The organism is Streptomyces sp. NPDC094032, from assembly GCF_040303965.1.
Taxonomy (GTDB): domain Bacteria; phylum Actinomycetota; class Actinomycetes; order Streptomycetales; family Streptomycetaceae; genus Streptomyces.
The window spans coordinates 33,860-49,898 of record NZ_JBEOUE010000036.1; the positions used below are offsets into that span (position 1 = coordinate 33,860).

At 72.0% G+C, this 16,039-nt stretch carries 15 protein-coding genes; 9 read left to right on the forward strand and 6 right to left on the reverse strand.

Annotation, left to right across the window (positions count from 1 at the left end):
- Positions 1-147 precede the first annotated feature (147 nt).
- The 4 genes from ABTZ54_RS32715 (at position 148) to ABTZ54_RS32730 (ending at position 4,614) form a co-directional block, all read left to right on the forward strand.
- Positions 148-486, forward strand: coding sequence for a YbaB/EbfC family nucleoid-associated protein (locus ABTZ54_RS32715; protein WP_351670444.1), 339 nt, complete (start codon positions 148-150; stop codon positions 484-486).
- Between the two features lie 55 nt (positions 487-541).
- Positions 542-1,141, forward strand: coding sequence for a recombination mediator RecR (recR, locus tag ABTZ54_RS32720; RefSeq protein WP_046911841.1), 600 nt, complete (start codon positions 542-544; stop codon positions 1,139-1,141).
- 47 nt (positions 1,142-1,188) lie between these two features.
- Positions 1,189-1,851 carry a DUF5063 domain-containing protein gene (locus ABTZ54_RS32725; RefSeq protein ID WP_351670448.1) on the forward strand — a complete coding sequence of 221 codons (663 nt, stop codon included), beginning with the start codon at positions 1,189-1,191 and terminating at the stop codon, positions 1,849-1,851.
- Positions 1,852-2,010: 159 nt separating this feature from the next.
- The gene (locus ABTZ54_RS32730; protein ID WP_351670451.1) at positions 2,011-4,614 is read left to right on the forward strand and encodes a CLIPPER-2 domain-containing protein; all 2,604 of its coding nucleotides are present in this window, start codon (positions 2,011-2,013) and stop codon (positions 4,612-4,614) included.
- A gap of 58 nt (positions 4,615-4,672) precedes the next feature.
- On the opposite strand, the gene ABTZ54_RS32735 is transcribed toward ABTZ54_RS32730, so the two are convergent.
- The 3 genes from ABTZ54_RS32735 to ABTZ54_RS32745 are packed head-to-tail and all read right to left on the reverse strand — an operon-like array spanning position 4,673 to position 7,208.
- On the reverse strand, positions 4,673-5,434 hold the full coding sequence (locus tag ABTZ54_RS32735) for an amino acid ABC transporter ATP-binding protein (RefSeq protein WP_351670454.1): 762 nt from the start codon (positions 5,432-5,434) through the stop codon (positions 4,673-4,675).
- Entirely contained in the window at positions 5,431-6,276 is an 846-nt protein-coding gene (locus ABTZ54_RS32740) for an amino acid ABC transporter permease (protein WP_351670526.1), read from the reverse strand. The genes ABTZ54_RS32735 and ABTZ54_RS32740 overlap by 4 nt, the downstream gene beginning before the upstream one ends.
- Before the next feature lie 38 nt (positions 6,277-6,314).
- Entirely contained in the window at positions 6,315-7,208 is an 894-nt protein-coding gene (locus ABTZ54_RS32745; RefSeq protein ID WP_351670457.1) for an ABC transporter substrate-binding protein, read from the reverse strand.
- A 264-nt stretch (positions 7,209-7,472) separates the two neighbouring features.
- Here ABTZ54_RS32745 and ABTZ54_RS32750 point away from each other — a divergent pair, with 264 nt between their 5' ends.
- The 4 genes from ABTZ54_RS32750 (at position 7,473) to ABTZ54_RS32765 (ending at position 12,168) form a co-directional block, all read left to right on the forward strand.
- Positions 7,473-8,753 carry an aspartate kinase gene (locus ABTZ54_RS32750; protein ID WP_046910219.1) on the forward strand — a complete coding sequence of 427 codons (1,281 nt, stop codon included), beginning with the start codon at positions 7,473-7,475 and terminating at the stop codon, positions 8,751-8,753.
- A gap of 36 nt (positions 8,754-8,789) precedes the next feature.
- Positions 8,790-9,836 carry an aspartate-semialdehyde dehydrogenase gene (locus ABTZ54_RS32755; RefSeq protein ID WP_351670461.1) on the forward strand — a complete coding sequence of 349 codons (1,047 nt, stop codon included), beginning with the start codon at positions 8,790-8,792 and terminating at the stop codon, positions 9,834-9,836.
- 341 nt (positions 9,837-10,177) lie between these two features.
- The gene (locus tag ABTZ54_RS32760; protein WP_351670464.1) at positions 10,178-10,849 is read left to right on the forward strand and encodes a SigE family RNA polymerase sigma factor; all 672 of its coding nucleotides are present in this window, start codon (positions 10,178-10,180) and stop codon (positions 10,847-10,849) included.
- Complete coding sequence (locus ABTZ54_RS32765) at positions 10,846-12,168, forward strand: hypothetical protein (protein WP_351670467.1); 1,323 nt, start codon at positions 10,846-10,848, stop codon at positions 12,166-12,168. The genes ABTZ54_RS32760 and ABTZ54_RS32765 overlap by 4 nt, the downstream gene beginning before the upstream one ends.
- A gap of 33 nt (positions 12,169-12,201) precedes the next feature.
- On the opposite strand, the gene ABTZ54_RS32770 is transcribed toward ABTZ54_RS32765, so the two are convergent.
- Together ABTZ54_RS32770 and ABTZ54_RS32775 are read right to left on the reverse strand one after the other, a co-directional pair.
- Positions 12,202-12,942, reverse strand: a complete 741-nt coding sequence (locus ABTZ54_RS32770; RefSeq protein ID WP_351670470.1) for an SURF1 family protein — start codon at positions 12,940-12,942, stop codon at positions 12,202-12,204.
- Between the two features lie 24 nt (positions 12,943-12,966).
- Complete coding sequence (locus ABTZ54_RS32775) at positions 12,967-14,796, reverse strand: S9 family peptidase (protein ID WP_351670529.1); 1,830 nt, start codon at positions 14,794-14,796, stop codon at positions 12,967-12,969.
- Positions 14,797-14,908: 112 nt separating this feature from the next.
- Between ABTZ54_RS32775 and ABTZ54_RS32780 the strand changes: the two genes are divergently transcribed.
- Positions 14,909-15,748, forward strand: coding sequence for a class I SAM-dependent methyltransferase (locus ABTZ54_RS32780; protein WP_351670473.1), 840 nt, complete (start codon positions 14,909-14,911; stop codon positions 15,746-15,748).
- Here ABTZ54_RS32780 and ABTZ54_RS32785 read toward each other — a convergent pair.
- A complete protein-coding gene (locus ABTZ54_RS32785; RefSeq protein ID WP_351670476.1) occupies positions 15,717-16,028 on the reverse strand; it encodes a DUF6191 domain-containing protein in 312 nt (103 codons plus the stop codon). The two genes, ABTZ54_RS32780 and ABTZ54_RS32785, sit on opposite strands and share 32 nt — an antisense overlap.
- Positions 16,029-16,039 lie beyond the last annotated feature (11 nt).

A 16,039-nucleotide genomic window follows, 5' to 3' on the forward strand; every position in this document is an offset into this window, starting at 1 on the left:
GGCCCGGAATCCCGGGATTTCCGCCCTCAAGAGGGTCTTGATCAGGTAGAGAAGCCCGCAGTTTCTCACTCGAAAGTGTTGTGTCGGCAGCCCGGTCGGCGACCACGTAGGCTCGTTTCACCAAGTCCCTGAACCTGAGGAGTGACCGTGATCCCCGGTGGTGGCCAGCCCAACATGCAGCAGCTCCTCCAGCAGGCGCAGAAGATGCAGCAGGACCTCGCCCGCGCCCAGGAGGAGCTCGCGGCGACCGAGGTCGACGGGCAGGCGGGCGGCGGCCTGGTCAAGGCCACCGTGACCGGCTCCGGGGAGCTGCGCGGCCTGGTGATCGACCCGAAGGCGGTCGACCCGGAGGACACCGAGACGCTGGCCGACCTGATCGTGGCCGCCGTGCAGGCCGCCAACGACAACGCGCAGGCGCTCCAGCAGGCCAAGCTGGGCCCGCTGGCGCAGGGCCTGGGCGGCGGCGGCATGCCGGGCCTCTTCTAACACTGGTTTTAGGCCACTACCGTAAGAATCAAGCACTCCCGAGAAGGGCGTTCCGTTGTACGAAGGCGTGGTTCAGGACCTCATCGACGAGCTGGGCAGGCTGCCCGGCGTCGGTCCCAAGAGCGCGCAGCGGATCGCCTTCCACATCCTCCAGGCCGAGCCGACCGATGTGCGGCGGCTCGCGCAGGCCCTCCTGGAGGTCAAGGAGAAGGTCCGGTTCTGCGCGGTCTGCGGCAACGTGGCGCAGCAGGAGCAGTGCAACATCTGCCGCGACCCGCGCCGCGACCTGACGGTCATCTGCGTGGTCGAGGAGCCGAAGGACGTCGTGGCGATCGAGCGGACCCGTGAGTTCCGCGGCCGCTACCACGTGCTGGGCGGCGCGATCAGCCCCATCGAGGGCGTCGGCCCGGACGACCTGCGGATCCGTGAGCTGCTCGCGCGGCTCGCGGACGGCGCGGTCACCGAGCTGATCCTGGCGACCGATCCCAACCTGGAGGGCGAGGCGACCGCGACGTACCTGGCGCGGATGATCAAGCCCATGGGGCTCAAGGTGACGCGTCTGGCGAGCGGTCTGCCGGTCGGCGGCGACCTCGAATACGCGGACGAGGTCACCCTGGGGCGTGCCTTCGAGGGGCGGCGGCTGCTAGATGTATGACGACCGGGTCCGTGCGCACGACGGCGCACTCTCAGGGAGGCTCCTCGATGTCTGACGCCACGCTGCACTCCATCACGCAGGACCCGGACGACTTCGCCGTCCAGATCGCGGACTCGATCGAGAGTTTCATCGTCGCGACGGCCGAGGTCGCCAAGGGTGACGAGCCGGACAGCGCGGTGCCCTTCCTGCTCCTGGAGGTCTCCCAGCTGCTGTTGGCCGGCGGGCGGCTGGGCGCGCACGAGGACATCGTCCCGGACGAGCGGTACGAGCCGGACGCGGGCCCGGACGTGGACGTGGACGAGCTGCGCCTGCGGTTCGCCGTGCTCCTGGAGCCGGTGGACGTGTTCTCGGAGGTCTTCGACCCGTACGAGCCGCGCAAGGCGCCGGTCCCGGCCCGGATCTCGGACAACCTGGCGGACATCGTCACGGACCTGCGGCACGGCCTGGCCCACTACCGGGCGGGCCGGACCAGCGAGGCGCTGTGGTGGTGGCAGTTCTCGTACTTCTCCAACTGGGGGCCGACGGCCTCCGCGACCCTGCGCGCCCTCCAGTCGCTGGTCGCCCATGTCCGGCTCGACCAGCCGCTCGCCGCGCTGGACGGCCTCGACACGGACGAGGACCTGACCGAGGACGACCTGGCCGAGGAGGCGGGGCGCGTGATGATCGAGGAGATCGCGGGGCCGCTGGGGCTGGGGCGGCCGAAGGGCTGAGGGCGGGGCGCCCGCCGTCTTCGGGCTGCCGCCCGGAGTGCCCGTCGGCGGTCCCGGGGCTGCCGGTCGGCGGGATGTTCAGTCGCTCGTAGGGGCGGATTTCCCTCCGTACGTCACATAATGTGATAATTAGTCACTCTGGGTGGTCATTGTCTCGGAATGACGAGAAGTGACTGCGGACCCCCGAGACCGCGATCCCGCGCCCCCCGCCTCGTGGCGGCGGCGGCGACCCTAGGGCTGCTCGGCACCGGACTGGTGGCGGGGACCCTCGCCCACGCCGCCGATCCCGCGCCCCGCCACGGCGCGCCCCGCGCGGGCGCCCCGCTGCTCAACGAGACCTTCACCGGGGCCACCGCCGACTCCCGGTTCACCGCCGTCGGCGCCGCCTGCCTCACCGGCGCGGCCCCGGCCCCGGCGGGCTCCGGCAACCACCCGCTGACCGGCTGCCCGACCCCCGGGACCGGCCCGGTGCCCCCGCCGAGCGGAGCGCCCCACGGGTACCTCCGGCTCACCGACTCCGGCAACGACATGAGCGGCGCCGTCCTCTTCGACCAGGCCCTGCCCGCCGGGAACGGCCTCGACGTCACCTTCGACCAGTGGCAGTACGGCAGCACCACGCCGAACACCCCGGCCGACGGCATCTCCTTCTTCCTGGTCAACGGCGATGTCTCGCTCGAACACCCCGGAGCCTTCGGCGGCAGCCTCGGCTACGCCCAGAAGCTGCCCGACGACAACCCGGGCCTCGCCTTCCTGCCCGGTGTCGACCGCGGCTACCTCGGCGTCGGCCTCGACGTCCTCGGCAACTACTTCGGCGACTGGGAGCACCGCGGCGACGGCTGCGCCAAGCGCTCCCCGGCCGGCACCTCCTTCCGTATCCCCGCCCCCGGCGCGAACATGGTCACCGTCCGCGGCCCCGGCGACGGCACCGTCGGCTACTGCTTCCTGACGGCGACGACCAGCAACTTCACCACCACCGGGCCGTGGCCCTCCACGCTGCCCGGCACCCTCCAGGGGCCGCTGACCACGATGCCGCCCGGCACCACCCCCGCTCAGGCCGAGGCCCTGCTCGAACCCTCACGGCGCCGGGTGAACGTCCACCTGACCCCGGCCCCCTCGCCGGTCCTCACCGTCTCGCTCGACTTCAACGACGGCCAGGGCATGCGCCAGGTGCTCCAGACGCCTGCCCCGGAGCCCGTCCCGGGCACGTACAAGTTCGGCTTCGCCGCGTCGACCGGCCTCTTCACCGACGTGCACCTGATCCGCAACGTCGCGGTCAGCACGGAGCAGCCGCTGCCCGAGCTCAACCTGGTCAAGCAGGTCCATGAGCCGAGGCCGGGCGAACTCGTCGTCGGCACGCCCGTGAACTACGACTTCGTGGTCACCAACTCCGGCAACACGCCGATCAACGACCTCGCCGTCAACGACCCGACGGTCGGCGCGATCGACTGCCCGGTCAGCGTGCTCGCCCCCGGCGCGACGATCACCTGCACCGGCACCTATCTGATCACCGCGGCGGACGTCGCCCGGGGCCATGTCACCAACACCGCGCGTGCCACCGGGACCTCCGACGGCGATCCGGTCACCTCGCCGCCCTCCACGGTCGAGGTGCCCATCGACGCGCCCCCGGGCATCAACATCGTCAAGCACGTCGACGCCACCGGGCCGTTCGCCGTCGGCGCCGTCGTGCCGTACCGGTACGTCGTCACCAACGAGGGCGGCACCGAGATCACCGGCCTCGCCATCACCGACGACCGGGTCACCGGCATCACCTGCGACGCCACCACGCTGGAACCGGCCGGCAGTCCGGGCGACCACACCACCTGCCGGGGCACGTACACCGTGACCGCGGCGGACGCCGACGCCGGGGAGGTCACCAACACCGCCAAGGCCACCGGCACCTCGAACGGCGGGCCCATCGAGTCCCCGCCGACCGACGCCACCATCACCGTCGTCGGCACGTCCTCGCTCGGCCTGACCAAGAAGGCCGACACCGCGGGCCCGGTCCGCGTCGGACAGAACGTCACCTACACGTACACGGTGACCAACACCGGCAGCACCACCCTGAACGCGGTCGCCGTCACCGACGACCACGCCACGAACGTCACCTGCGACCGGACCACGCTGCCCGCCGGTGAGCACGCCACCTGCACCGCCACGTACCGGGTGACCGAGGCCGATCTCGCCCTCGGCCATCTCACCAACCAGGCCCGGGCCACCGCGAACGACCCGCGCGGCGACACCGTCGTGAGCCCGTTCGCCGAGGTCACCCTGGACGTCGTCGGCGTCTCCAAGCTGACCGTGACGAAGAAGGCCGACACGGCGGGGCCCGTCGCACCCGGCGACCGGATCACCTACACGTACACCGTGACCAACTCCGGCTCGACGACGCTGAACGACATCGCCGTCGTCGACGACCGCGTCACCGACGTCACCTGTGACCCGACGACGCTGGCGCCCGGCGCGAGCGCCACCTGCCACGGCACGTACACGGTCACCGAGGAGGACGCCGCCGCCGGACACGTCACCAACGTCGCGAAGGCCACCGGCACCGACCCCGACGGCCACACCGTCGAGAGCCCCCCGGTCCGGCTCAGCATCCCCGTCGCCTGCCCGCCGAAGGGGTACGGGGACGAGGGCCACGGTGAGCCGGGCTACGGCGAGCCGGGCCACGGCGACCAGGGTTACGGCGCCGAGCACTGCAAGGACCAGAAGCCTGAGCACGGCTACGGCGAGCCCGGGAAGCGGAAGGAGGCCAAGCGCTGAGCCGCTCCTGAGCCGATCCTGAGCCGAGCGCTGAGCTGATGTGAGGGCCGGGCGGTGTCTACAGCCGCCCGGCCTCCACGATCCGGCTCAGGAACCTCTGGGTCCGCTCGTGGGAGGGCGCGCCGAAGACCTCCGCGGGGGTGCCGCGCTCCAGGACGACGCCGTCGGCCAGGAAGCAGACCTGGTCGGCGACCTCCCGGGCGAAGCCCATCTCGTGGGTGGCGATGACCATGGTCATGCCCTCCTCCTTGAGGTCCCGGACCACGTTCAGGACCTCGCCGACCAGCTCTGGGTCGAGCGCCGCCGTCACCTCGTCGAGGAGCAGCAGGCGCGGGCGGCTCGCGAGGGCGCGGGCGATGGCGACGCGCTGCTGCTGCCCGCCGCTGAGCCGGTCCGGGTACTCGCCGGCCTTGTCGCCGAGGCCGAGCCGGACGAGCAGCTCGCGGGCCCGCTCCTCGGCCTCGCGGCGCTCCGCCTTGTGGACGCGGCGCGGGGCGAGCGTGATGTTGTCGAGCACGCTCATGTGCGGGAAGAGGTTGTACGCCTGGAAGACGACGCCGATCCTGCGCCGTACGGTGTCGGCGTCGACGCGCGGGTCGGTGATCTCCTGGCCGTCCAGGAAGATCGCGCCGTCGTCGATGTCCTCCAGGAGGTTGGCGCAGCGCAGCAGCGTCGACTTGCCGGAGCCGGAGGCGCCGATGAGCACGGTGACCGTGTGCTGCGGGACCTCCAGGTCGACGTCCCGGAGGACGACGGTCTCCCCGTACGTCTTGCGGACCGCCTCCAGGCGGAGCACGGGGCGGTCGGGGCTGTCCGTCATACGGTGCCTCCCTGCGACTGGCGCCGGTTCATGCGCGCCGTGATCCAGTCGGTGAAGCGGGTCATGGGGATGGTGAGCAGGACGAAGACGAGGCCCGCGACGACGTACGGGGTGTAGTTGAAGGTCTTGCTGGAGAGGATCTGCGCCGCGTACACGGCGTCGACCGCGCCCGCGATGGAGACCAGGCCGGTGTCCTTCTGGAGCGACACCAGGTCGTTGAGGAGCGGCGGTACGACCCGGCGTACGGCCTGCGGCAGGACGACGAAACGCATGGTCTGGGCGTTGGAGAGGCCGAGCGAGCGGGCGGCGGCCCGCTGGCTGGGGTGGACGCTCTCGATGCCGGCCCGGAAGACCTCGGCCATGTACGCCGAGTAGGTGAGGACGAGGGCGGCGCCGCCGAGCACGACGGGGTCGGTGGGGACGCCCGTCAGGCGCAGCGCGGGCACGCCGAAGATCACGGCGAGCAGGCAGATGATCAGCGGCAGGCCGCGGAAGAAGTCGACGTACGCGGTGGCCAGCGCGCGCAGCGGGAAGAACGCCGGGCCGCGCAGGGTGCGGGCGACGGCCAGCAGCAGGCCGATGACCAGGGTGAGGGCGCCGCAGACGACGAGCAGCTGCAGGTTGAGCCAGAGGCCGTCGAGGACCTTGGGCAGCGCCTGGCGCGCGTACTCGGCGTTGAAGAAGGTCTCCTTCGTGCGCGGCCAGCCCGGGGAGCCGGTGACGACGAAGTAGAGCACCGTCAGGGTGAGGGCGCTGCTCAGGGTGGCGACCGCCGTCGCGCGGCGGGTGCGGGCGCGCTTGTAGCGCTCGCGCTCGATCCGCCGCTGCGACGGCTGGTACATGTGACCGGGGGTGTCCTCTGCGGTCTTCTCTGTGGTGGTCACTTGAGCACCGGGGCGCCCGCGGCGTCGGACAGCCACTGCTTCTCGATGGCGGCGAGGGTGCCGTCCGCGCGCAGCGCGTCGACGGCCTTCGAGACGCAGGAGGTGAGCGCGCTGTCCTTGTCGAGGACGAGGCCGAACTGCTCCTTGGCGGCGCCGGCGGGGGTCTCGAACTGGCCGACGACCTTGGCCTCGGTGACCTCGGCGCCGGTGATGTAGAACGCGGTGGGCAGGTCGACGACGATCGCGTCGACCTGCCCGTTCTTGAGTGCGGCCTTGGCGAGGTCGTTCTTCTGGAAGACGGCCGGCTGCTGGTCCGGCTTGATGAGGTCGTTGATGACGTCGAGGCTGGTGGTGCCGACCTGGGCGCCCAGCTTGGCGCCCTTGAGGTCGGCGAGGCTGGTCGCCTTGGCCGCCTTGGAGTTCTTCAGGGCGATGATCGTCTGGCGGACGTCGTAGTAGCCGCTGGACAGGTCCACGGCCTTGCGGCGGTCCTCGTTGATCGACACCTGGTTGATGTCGATGTCGAACGTCTTTTCGCCGGGGGCGAAGGCGTTGTTGAAGGCGACCTTCTGCCAGACGACGTCGCCCTTGGCGAAGCCCAGCTTCTGCGCGACGGCGTAGGCGACGGCGGACTCGTAGCCCTTGCCGTTGGCCGGGTCGTCGTCCTGGAACCAGGGGGCGTACGCGGGCGTGTCGGTGCCGACGGTCAGCTTCCCCTTCGCCTTGGTGGCGAGCGCGTCCGGCGCGCAGGAGCCGGCCTTGGCGGCGGCGGAGGAGGACGTGCCCGAGGCGCTGCCCGTCGTCTCCTGGGGCGCGCAGCCGGACGCTACGAGGGCTGCGAGGGCGGAGGCGACGGAGGCCGCGGCTATGGCGGCGGAGCGAGAGCGCATGGCGGGAGAGTGGCAGCCGCACGGGAATGTGTCCAGGTCACACCGTTGCCGTCTCGAATGCCGGAACGTTTGTGAAAGGGATGTTGCCAGACGCTATGAGCGGCTTCGGGCGTGTGGGTGCGGAGTTTTCTCCCGCCGATCCGCCGGGATCATTTTCTGAACATCACATCTCAGCATGCGATATCTCGTCGGTGTTTTCCGGTCCCTCGTTAGACTGAGCCGACCGCAGCGTGTGCTGCGGCGAGGACTGAGCGAGGAGCGCACGTGGGCCTTGTCGTGCAGAAGTACGGAGGCTCCTCCGTTGCCGATGCCGAGGGCATCAAGCGCGTCGCCAAGCGGATCGTGGAAGCCAAGAAGAACGGCCACCAGGTGGTCGTCGTGGTCTCCGCGATGGGCGACACGACGGACGAGTTGATCGATCTCGCCGAGCAGGTATCCCCGATGCCGGCCGGGCGTGAGTTCGACATGCTGCTGACCGCCGGAGAGCGGATCTCCATGGCCCTGCTGGCCATGGCGATCAAAAACCTGGGCCACGAGGCCCAGTCGTTCACGGGCAGTCAGGCCGGTGTCATCACCGACTCGGTCCACAACAAAGCGCGCATCATCGATGTCACGCCGGGCCGCATCCGCACCGCGCTCGACGAGGGCAACATCGCCATCGTCGCCGGTTTCCAGGGTGTGTCCGCCGACAAGAAGGACATCACCACCCTGGGCCGCGGCGGCTCGGACACGACCGCCGTCGCCCTGGCCGCCGCGCTCGACGCCGAGGTCTGCGAGATCTACACGGACGTCGACGGCGTCTTCACCGCCGACCCGCGCGTGGTGAAGAAGGCGAAGAAGATCGACTGGATCTCCTTCGAGGACATGCTGGAGCTCGCCGCCTCCGGCTCCAAGGTGCTGCTGCACCGCTGCGTCGAGTACGCGCGCCGCTACAACATCCCGATCCACGTCCGCTCGTCCTTCTCCGGACTGCAGGGCACCTGGGTCAGCAACGAACGACCCGTCGAGCAAGGAGCCGAGCAGGTGGAGCAGGCCATCATCTCCGGTGTCGCCCACGACACCTCCGAGGCGAAGATCACCGTCGTCGGCGTCCCGGACAAGCCGGGCGAGGCCGCCGCGATCTTCCGGGCCGTCGCGGACGCCGAGATCAACATCGACATGATCGTGCAGAACGTGTCCGCGGCCTCCACGGGCCTCACGGACATCTCCTTCACGCTCCCCAAGGCCGAGGGCCGCAAGGCCATCGACGCCCTGGAGAAGACGAAGCCCGTGATCGGCTTCGACTCGCTGCGCTACGACGACCAGATCGGCAAGATCTCCCTGGTCGGCGCCGGTATGAAGACCAACCCCGGGGTCACCGCGGACTTCTTCAAGGCGCTGTCCGACGCGGGCGTGAACATCGAGCTGATCTCCACCTCGGAGATCCGCATCTCGGTCGTCACCCGCGCCGACGACGTCAACGAGGCGGTACGCGCCGTCCACACCGCCTTCGGTCTGGACAGCGACTCGGACGAAGCCGTCGTCTACGGCGGCACCGGTCGCTGACGTCCTGGCCCCCTCGATGACGCCCGGGCCCCCTCGATGAGCCGCAAGCCGACGCTCGCGGTCGTGGGGGCGACCGGGGCCGTCGGGGCGGTGCTGCTCCAGATGCTCACGCACCACGCGGACGTCTGGGGCGAGATACGGCTCCTCGCCTCCCCGCGCTCGGCCGGCCGCAGGGCCACCGTGCGCGGGGAGGAGTGCGAGGTGCTGGCCCTGAGCGAGGAGGCCCTGGAGGGCGTCGACCTCGCCCTCTTCCTCGTGCCCGAGGCCGTCGCCGCCCAGTGGGCGCCGATCGCCGCCGCCAAGGGCGCCGTGGTCGTGGACACCTCCACGGCCTTCCGGGCCGATCCGGACGTGCCGCTGGTGGTCCCGGAGATCAACGCCCCCGCCGCACGGGTACGCCCCCGGGGCATCGTCGCGAGCCCCGGCTGCTCCACCCTGGCGCTGATCGTCGCCGTGGGCGCGCTGCACGCCGAGTTCGGGCTCACCGATCTGGTCGTCACCGTCCAGCAGGCCGCGAGCGGCGCGGGCCGGGCGGGCACGGCCGCGCTGCGCGACCAGCTGGCCCTGGTCACCGGCAGCGAGCTCGGCACCCACCCCGGAGACGTACGGCGGGCCGTCGGCGACCACACCGGCCCCTTCCCCGGGCCCGTCGCGCTCAACGTGCTGCCCTGGTCGGGGGAGCTCGCCGCCGACGGCTGGTCCTCGGAGGAGCTGGCCGTCCGCGAGGAGACCCGCAAGGTCCTGGGCCTGCCGGGGCTGCGCGTCGCGGCCACCTGCGTCCGGGTCCCCGTCGTGACCGGGCACGCCGTCTCGGTGCACGCCCGCTTCGAACGGCCCGTCACCGTCGCCCGCGCCCACGAGATCCTGGCGACCTCGCCCGGCGTGGTGCTGTACGACGCCCCCGCCACGGGCGACTTCCCCACGCCGGCCGACGTCGTGGGCACCGATCCGGCCTGGGTGGGGCGGGTGCGGCGGTCGATGGACGACGAGCGGGCCCTGGAGCTCTTCGTGTGCGCGGACAACCTGCGCAAGGGGGCCGCGCTGAACGCCCTGCAGATCGCCGAGTCGGTCATCACGGTCTGAGCCCGCGAGCGTCCGGAAATCGGCACCGCGTCACCGCTGAAGTTTGTAGGATCTGTGAAGCCCTTGTGAGCAAATCGGCTTCGGATGCCTCTTGAACAGGTCAGATGTCCTGGACGACGATGCTCTTCCCTCCCCTTCGCAACCGGCGGTCGGGCAGGAGGCGTCTTCGCGTGCACCCATCACTACGTGGCCGTTCACTTTGTGGCCGTCCAGACAGCGCGAAGCAGACCGCGAAAGCGGGGCATCGGGGGAGAACGGGTACGCATGAGGACGAACGACGCATCGTCAAAAACGGTGCCGTACGCGTACAACCCTGACGGGGGGAAGCGTGTCCAACAGGCGTGGCAGAGGTACTCGACATCGCTGCGGTCATCCCGCTTCGCGGCTCCGTGGCGCGCCCGCTCCGGCGGCCGCGCCCGGCCGGCGGCATGCCGGTGATCGCCCCCATGCCCATCAGGACCCGCCCGACCGTGAACGGCATCCCGGCGCCCCGCGAGGGCGCTGACGACACGATGGCCGCCGGCACCACCGTCGACCACCTCACCGAGACCTACCGCGCCCACTACCGCTCGCTGCTCGGTCTCGCCGCGCTGCTCCTCGACGACACCGCCTCCTGCGAGGACGTCGTGCAGGAGGCCTTCATCCGGGTCCACTCGGCGCGCGGCCGGGTGCGCGAGCCCGAGAAGACCCTGGCCTACCTGCGCCAGACCGTCGTCAACCTCTCCCGCTCCGCGCTGCGCCGCCGCATCCTCGGCCTCAAGCTGCTCTCGAAGCCGATGCCCGACATGGCGAGCGCCGAGGAGGGCGCGTACGACCAGCTGGAGCGCGACGCCCTGATCAAGGCGATGCGCGGCCTCCAGCGCCGCCAGCGCGAGGTCCTGGTGCTGCGCTACTTCGCGGACATGACGGAGTCCCAGGTCGCCGAGACCCTCGGTATCTCCCTCGGCTCGGTGAAGGCCTACGGCTCCCGAGGGATCGCCGCCCTGCGCGTCGCGATGGAGGCGACGTCATGAGCGGGCCGCTGGACGGCGGACCGTCGGGCGGTGGGGCGTCGGGCGGTGGGGCGTCGGCCGACGGGGAGTCGAACGGCTGGGCGGGGGGCGAGCACAGTGGCCGGGACGAGCTGAGCGGGCTGGGCGGCGTGCCGTCGAACGGCTGGGCGCGGGGCGAGCGCGATGGCCGGAGCGAGCTGAGCGGGCGCGGTGTGTTGGGCGGCGTGCCAGCGGCCGGCGGGGCGTCGAACGGCTGGGCGCGAGGTGGGCACGATGACCGGAACGATCTGAGCGGACGCGGGATGCTGAACGAAGGGCCGGAATCCGGCGCGGCCGACGAGCAGGCGCTGCGGCGGCTGCTCCAGGGCGCGGTGTCCGGGCTCGAACCCTCCGAGGGCACGCTCGAGCACCTGCGCCGCGCCGTGCCCGCGCGCCGCGCCCGCAGACGGCAGGCGGTGGTCGGCATCGCCGCCGCCGTCGTCCTCGTCGGCACCGCCGTCCCGGCGCTCGTGCACGTGGCCTCCTCCGGCGGCACCAGCGCCGACAAGGCCGTCAACGCGGGCCACGGCGAGCAGGCCCAGGGCGGCACCGGCACCGAGACCGGTGTCGAGGGCGGCCAGAAGAGCCACGCCCCGCCGACCGGGACCGTCGTGCCGGAACAGGGCGGCACCGCGGGAGCGGACCGGCCCAGCATCCCGGTGCCCGGCTCGGGCGGCGGCTCCGGCGGCGAGGCCGGCACCCCGACGAGCCCGCCGGTCCCGTCACCGACCTGCGAGGCCGGCCAGCTGAGCGTCAGCGCCGCGCAGGCGGGCGCGCCCGACGCCGACGGCAAGGTCTACGGCAGCTTCCGCATCGCCAACGTGTCCGGCAAGGAGTGCCGGGTCGGCGGCCCGGGCCGGGTCGGCTTCCAGGCGCGGGGCGCGGCCGACGCGGCGAGGATCGCGGTCGTCGACCACACTTTCGGCGACGCGGCGAACGGCCTCCCCGACCCCACGCAGGAGTCGCCGACCCTGGTCCTGACCCCGGCCAACGCCTACGAGGTGCGCTTCGCCTGGGTGCCCAGCGAGACCTGCCCCACCGCCCCCGAGCCGACGCCCACGCCGAGCACGACCACGGGGGGCGGCGGTCCGGTGTCCACCGGCGGCGCCACGGGCGGCTCGGCCGGCACGGGCACGACCGGCAACCCGGCGAGCGCCCAGCTCGTGACGGACGGCACCCCGACCGACGGCAGCGTCGCGGTGACCCACACGGCGGAGGCGGGCGGCCCGGTGGCCGAGGCGACCATCTCCAACGCGTGCGCGGGCACGATCTACCGCACCGGGGTCCTGGACGCGTCCTGAGGCACCCGGCGGGCGCCCCAGGAGCTCAGGAGCTCACAGCCCGAGGGCCGCGTCCCGGGAGGCCTCGGCCTCCCGGCGTATCAGCCGGAACCACATGAAGACCACGAAGCCGGCGAAGACGAACCACTCCGCGGTGTAGCCCAGATTCTGGAACGCCTTCATGTCCAGGCTCGTGCCCGCCGCGGCCGCCGCGGGCACCGGGGTGAGCCCGGCGGGGGAGTCCACCAGCGTGATCCAGGCGTCGTAGACGTCGTCCGGCACCACGTTGACCAGGGCCGCCGCGCTGATCATGCCCAGCTGCCCGGCCGGCAGACCGCCCGCCGTGTTGACGCCCTTGGTGCCCGGATTCTCCGAGGCCTGGAGGGCGCCCGACACGGTGACCTCACCGGACGGCGGGGCCGGCACCACGGCGCCCGAGGGCAGCCAGCCCCGGACCACCGGAAGCATCTTGCCGCCGTCCGTCTTCAGAAGCGTGAGGACGTACGAGCCCGAGCGCCCGTCCAGCGCGCGGTCGGGGACCAGGAACTGCTCCCCGTACCGCCCGCTGGCCTGCGCCACACGGCCGGAGGTCTCCTTGTCCACGGGCAGCAGCGAGTCCAGCGGCTCGGTGCGCTGGGTCGCCGGGTCGGGTCGCCGCTCGGCCTCCCGGTGGGAGTCGACGCGGTCCTCGAACTTGCCCAGCTGCCAGGTCCCCATGAACACACAGAACGGGATCGCCAGCAGGACGAAGACGTTGATCCCCCACCAGCGGGGCGTTCTCAGGAACCGGTACACACCCCCCACGGTACGCAAGCGGCCTCACCCCTCCTGCGGCCGGGTCCCCAGGTGCCTGGCCACGAAGGCCAGGTCCAGGGCGACCTGCTTGATCCGCTCCTCCACGACCAGCGAGCCGTGCCCCGCGTCGTACCGGTACACGTCGTGCACCGCGCCCCGGGCGGCCAGCCGCTCCACGTAGTTGTCGATCTGCCGGATCGGGCAGCGCGGGTCGTTGACGCCGGCCGTGATGTGCACCGGGGCCTTCACCGCGTCCACGTACGTGATCGGCGAGGAGGCGGCGAAGCGCTCCGGCACCTCCTCGGGCGAGCCGCCGAGCAGGGTGCGGTCCAGCGCCTTCAAGCCCTCCATCTCGTCCTCGTACGCGGCCACGTAGTCGGCGACGGGTACGGCGGCGAGCCCCACCGCCCACGCCTCCGGCTGGGTGCCGAGGCCGAGCAGGGTGAGATAGCCGCCCCAGGAACCGCCGGACAGGACGAGCCGCTCCGGGTCGGCGAGGCCGCTCTCCACCGCCCACTCGCGGACCGCGCCGATGTCCTCCAGCTCGATCAGGCCGACCCGGTGCTTGAGCGCGTCCGTCCACTCCCGGCCGTAGCCCGTGGAGCCGCGGTAGTTGACCCGGACCACCGCGTAGCCGTGGTCGATCCAGGCCGCCGGGCCGGACGCGAAGGCGTCGCTGTCGTGCCAGGTCGGGCCGCCGTGCACCTCGAAGACCGTCGGGAACGGGCCCTCGCCCTCCGCCGGGCGCTGCACCAGCGCGTGCACCCGCCCGCCGGGGCCTTCCACCCACACGTCGGTCACGGGCACCGACGGCGGCGCCTTCGGGCCGGGCGGGTCGAGGACGACCGAGCCGTCCGTGGAGCGCACCACCGGCGGCTGGGCGGCCGAGGACCACAGATACTCCACCGAGCCGTCCGGGCGGGCCGTCGCGCTCGACACGGAGCCGGCCGGGGTCTCCACCCGGACCAGGGCGCCGGTGCCGATCTCGTACCGCCACAGCTCGCTGCGCGCCTCGAAGCTGTGCACGACGAGCAGCCCCGAGCCGTCCGGATACCACTCGGCCGACACGTCACCCGGCAGGTCCAGGCGCAGATCCGTCTCGGCGCCCGTCGCCACGTCCCACAGCATCGGCTCCCAGCGGCCCCGTCGCTGGTGGCCGACGAGCAGCCGGGTGTCGCCGCCGACCGGCGCGAAGCCGAGGACGCTCAGGCCCAGCTCCTCCGTACCGCCCTTGGTGTCGTCGAGCTCGGCCACCACCGAGGCGTCGGCCGCGCGCAGGACGCGGACCGAGGAGTGCATCGAGTCCCCGTGCTCGGTGTGCTCGATCGCGATCAGGCTCCCGTCGTGGGAGAGGTCGCCGACGCCCGCCGACTCGCGGTGCCGGTAGATCTCCACGGGCCCGGCCGCGCCCGGCCGCAGCAGGTGGACGGTCGAGCCGTCCTCGTCCGTGGACCGGCCCACCACGACGGTGCCGTCCCGCCCGATGGCGAGCCCCGCCGGATAGGAGGCGTCGAGCCCCGGCACCGCGGGCTCGTCCGTGGCGCCGTGGAAGGGCTGGCGCATCCACACCCCGAACTCGTCGCCGTCGGTGTCCGCGAACCACCAGATCCACTGCCCGTCGGGCGAGAGCGTGCCGTCCGTCGTCCCGTTCGGCCGGTCGGTGACCTGCCGCTGCCCGCCGGTCGCCCGGTCCCACGCGTACAGCTCGTACGTCCCCGTCGCGTTCGACACGAACAGCGAGCGGTCCGGGGCCTCCTCGGCCCACTCGGGCAACGAGACCCGCGGCGCGCGGAACCGCCGCTGCCAGCGCGGCGCGTCGGCCTTCTCGTCGGTCGTCTCGGTCGTCTCGGTCATCTCGGTCGGCTCGGTGCTCTCGGTCGCCTTGCTCTCAGTCATGAAGCCATGATGCTCCGCCCGGCCGACAATTCGTTCGCCCTGTCCGCAACCTGTGGATAACCTCCCGGGCATGTACGCATCGACCCCCGACGACTGGCACGCGGCCAACCGCGCCCGCTGGGACGAACGCGTCCCGATCCACGCCGCCAGCGACTACTACGGCCTCGACGCCTTCCGAGCCGGCAAGGACGCCCTGCGCGACTTCGAGCTCGCGGAGGTGGGCGACGTCACCGGACGCTCCCTGCTGCACCTCCAGTGCCACATCGGCCTGGACACCCTGTCCTGGGCCCGCCACGGCGCCTCGCGCGTCGTCGGCCTGGACTTCTCCGAACCGGCCGTCGAGACCGCCCGGTCCCTCGCCGCCGACCTCGGCCTCACGCCGGAGCAGGCGGTGTTCGTCGCCGCCGACGCCTACGACGCGGCCGAGGCGGTGCCGGACTCCTCGTACGACATCGTCTACACCGGTGTCGGCGCGCTGTGCTGGCTGCCCGACCTGGAGCGCTGGGCCGAGACGGCCGCCTCGCTGGTCGCGCCCGGCGGATTCCTGTACGTGTCCGAGTTCCACCCCATCGTGGACTCCTTCGACGACGAGACCGGGACCCGCCTGGTCCACGACTACTTCGTGCGCGACCCGTGGGTGGACACCTCGTCCGGCACCTACGCGGACCTCGACGCCGCGACCGTCCACAACCGCAGCGTGGAGTGGGTGCACCCGGTCGGCGAGGTCGTCACGGCCCTCGCGAAGGCGGGGCTGCGCATCGAGTTCCTGCACGAGCACGACGTGACCCTGATCCCGCGCTTCGAGTCCCTCGCCCAGCACGAGGACGGCTACTACCGCTTCGCGGCCGACCGCCCCCGGATCCCGCTGATGTACTCGATCAAGGCCTCGAAGGCGCCGAAGGCTTCGTAGGCACCCTGATGACGGCGCGCCCGCCCGCCAGATCCACCGTGGAGCGGTGGGGCGGGGCGCCGTCCTCCTCGTCGTCGCGCATCACGAGGGAGCTCTGCCGCTCCTTCAGCTCGTTCTGCTTGCCCTGCGAGAAGGTGGCGTGCAGCTGCTCGAAGCCGGTGGAGGAGATCTGCCCCGACCGTCGCCCGCGCCCGGTGGCACGCAGGATCTGATCGCCGAACGCGACCGCGGTCAGCAGGATGACGAGCCCCGGCAGGGTCACGAACACGGCGAACTCCATACCGCCATTCT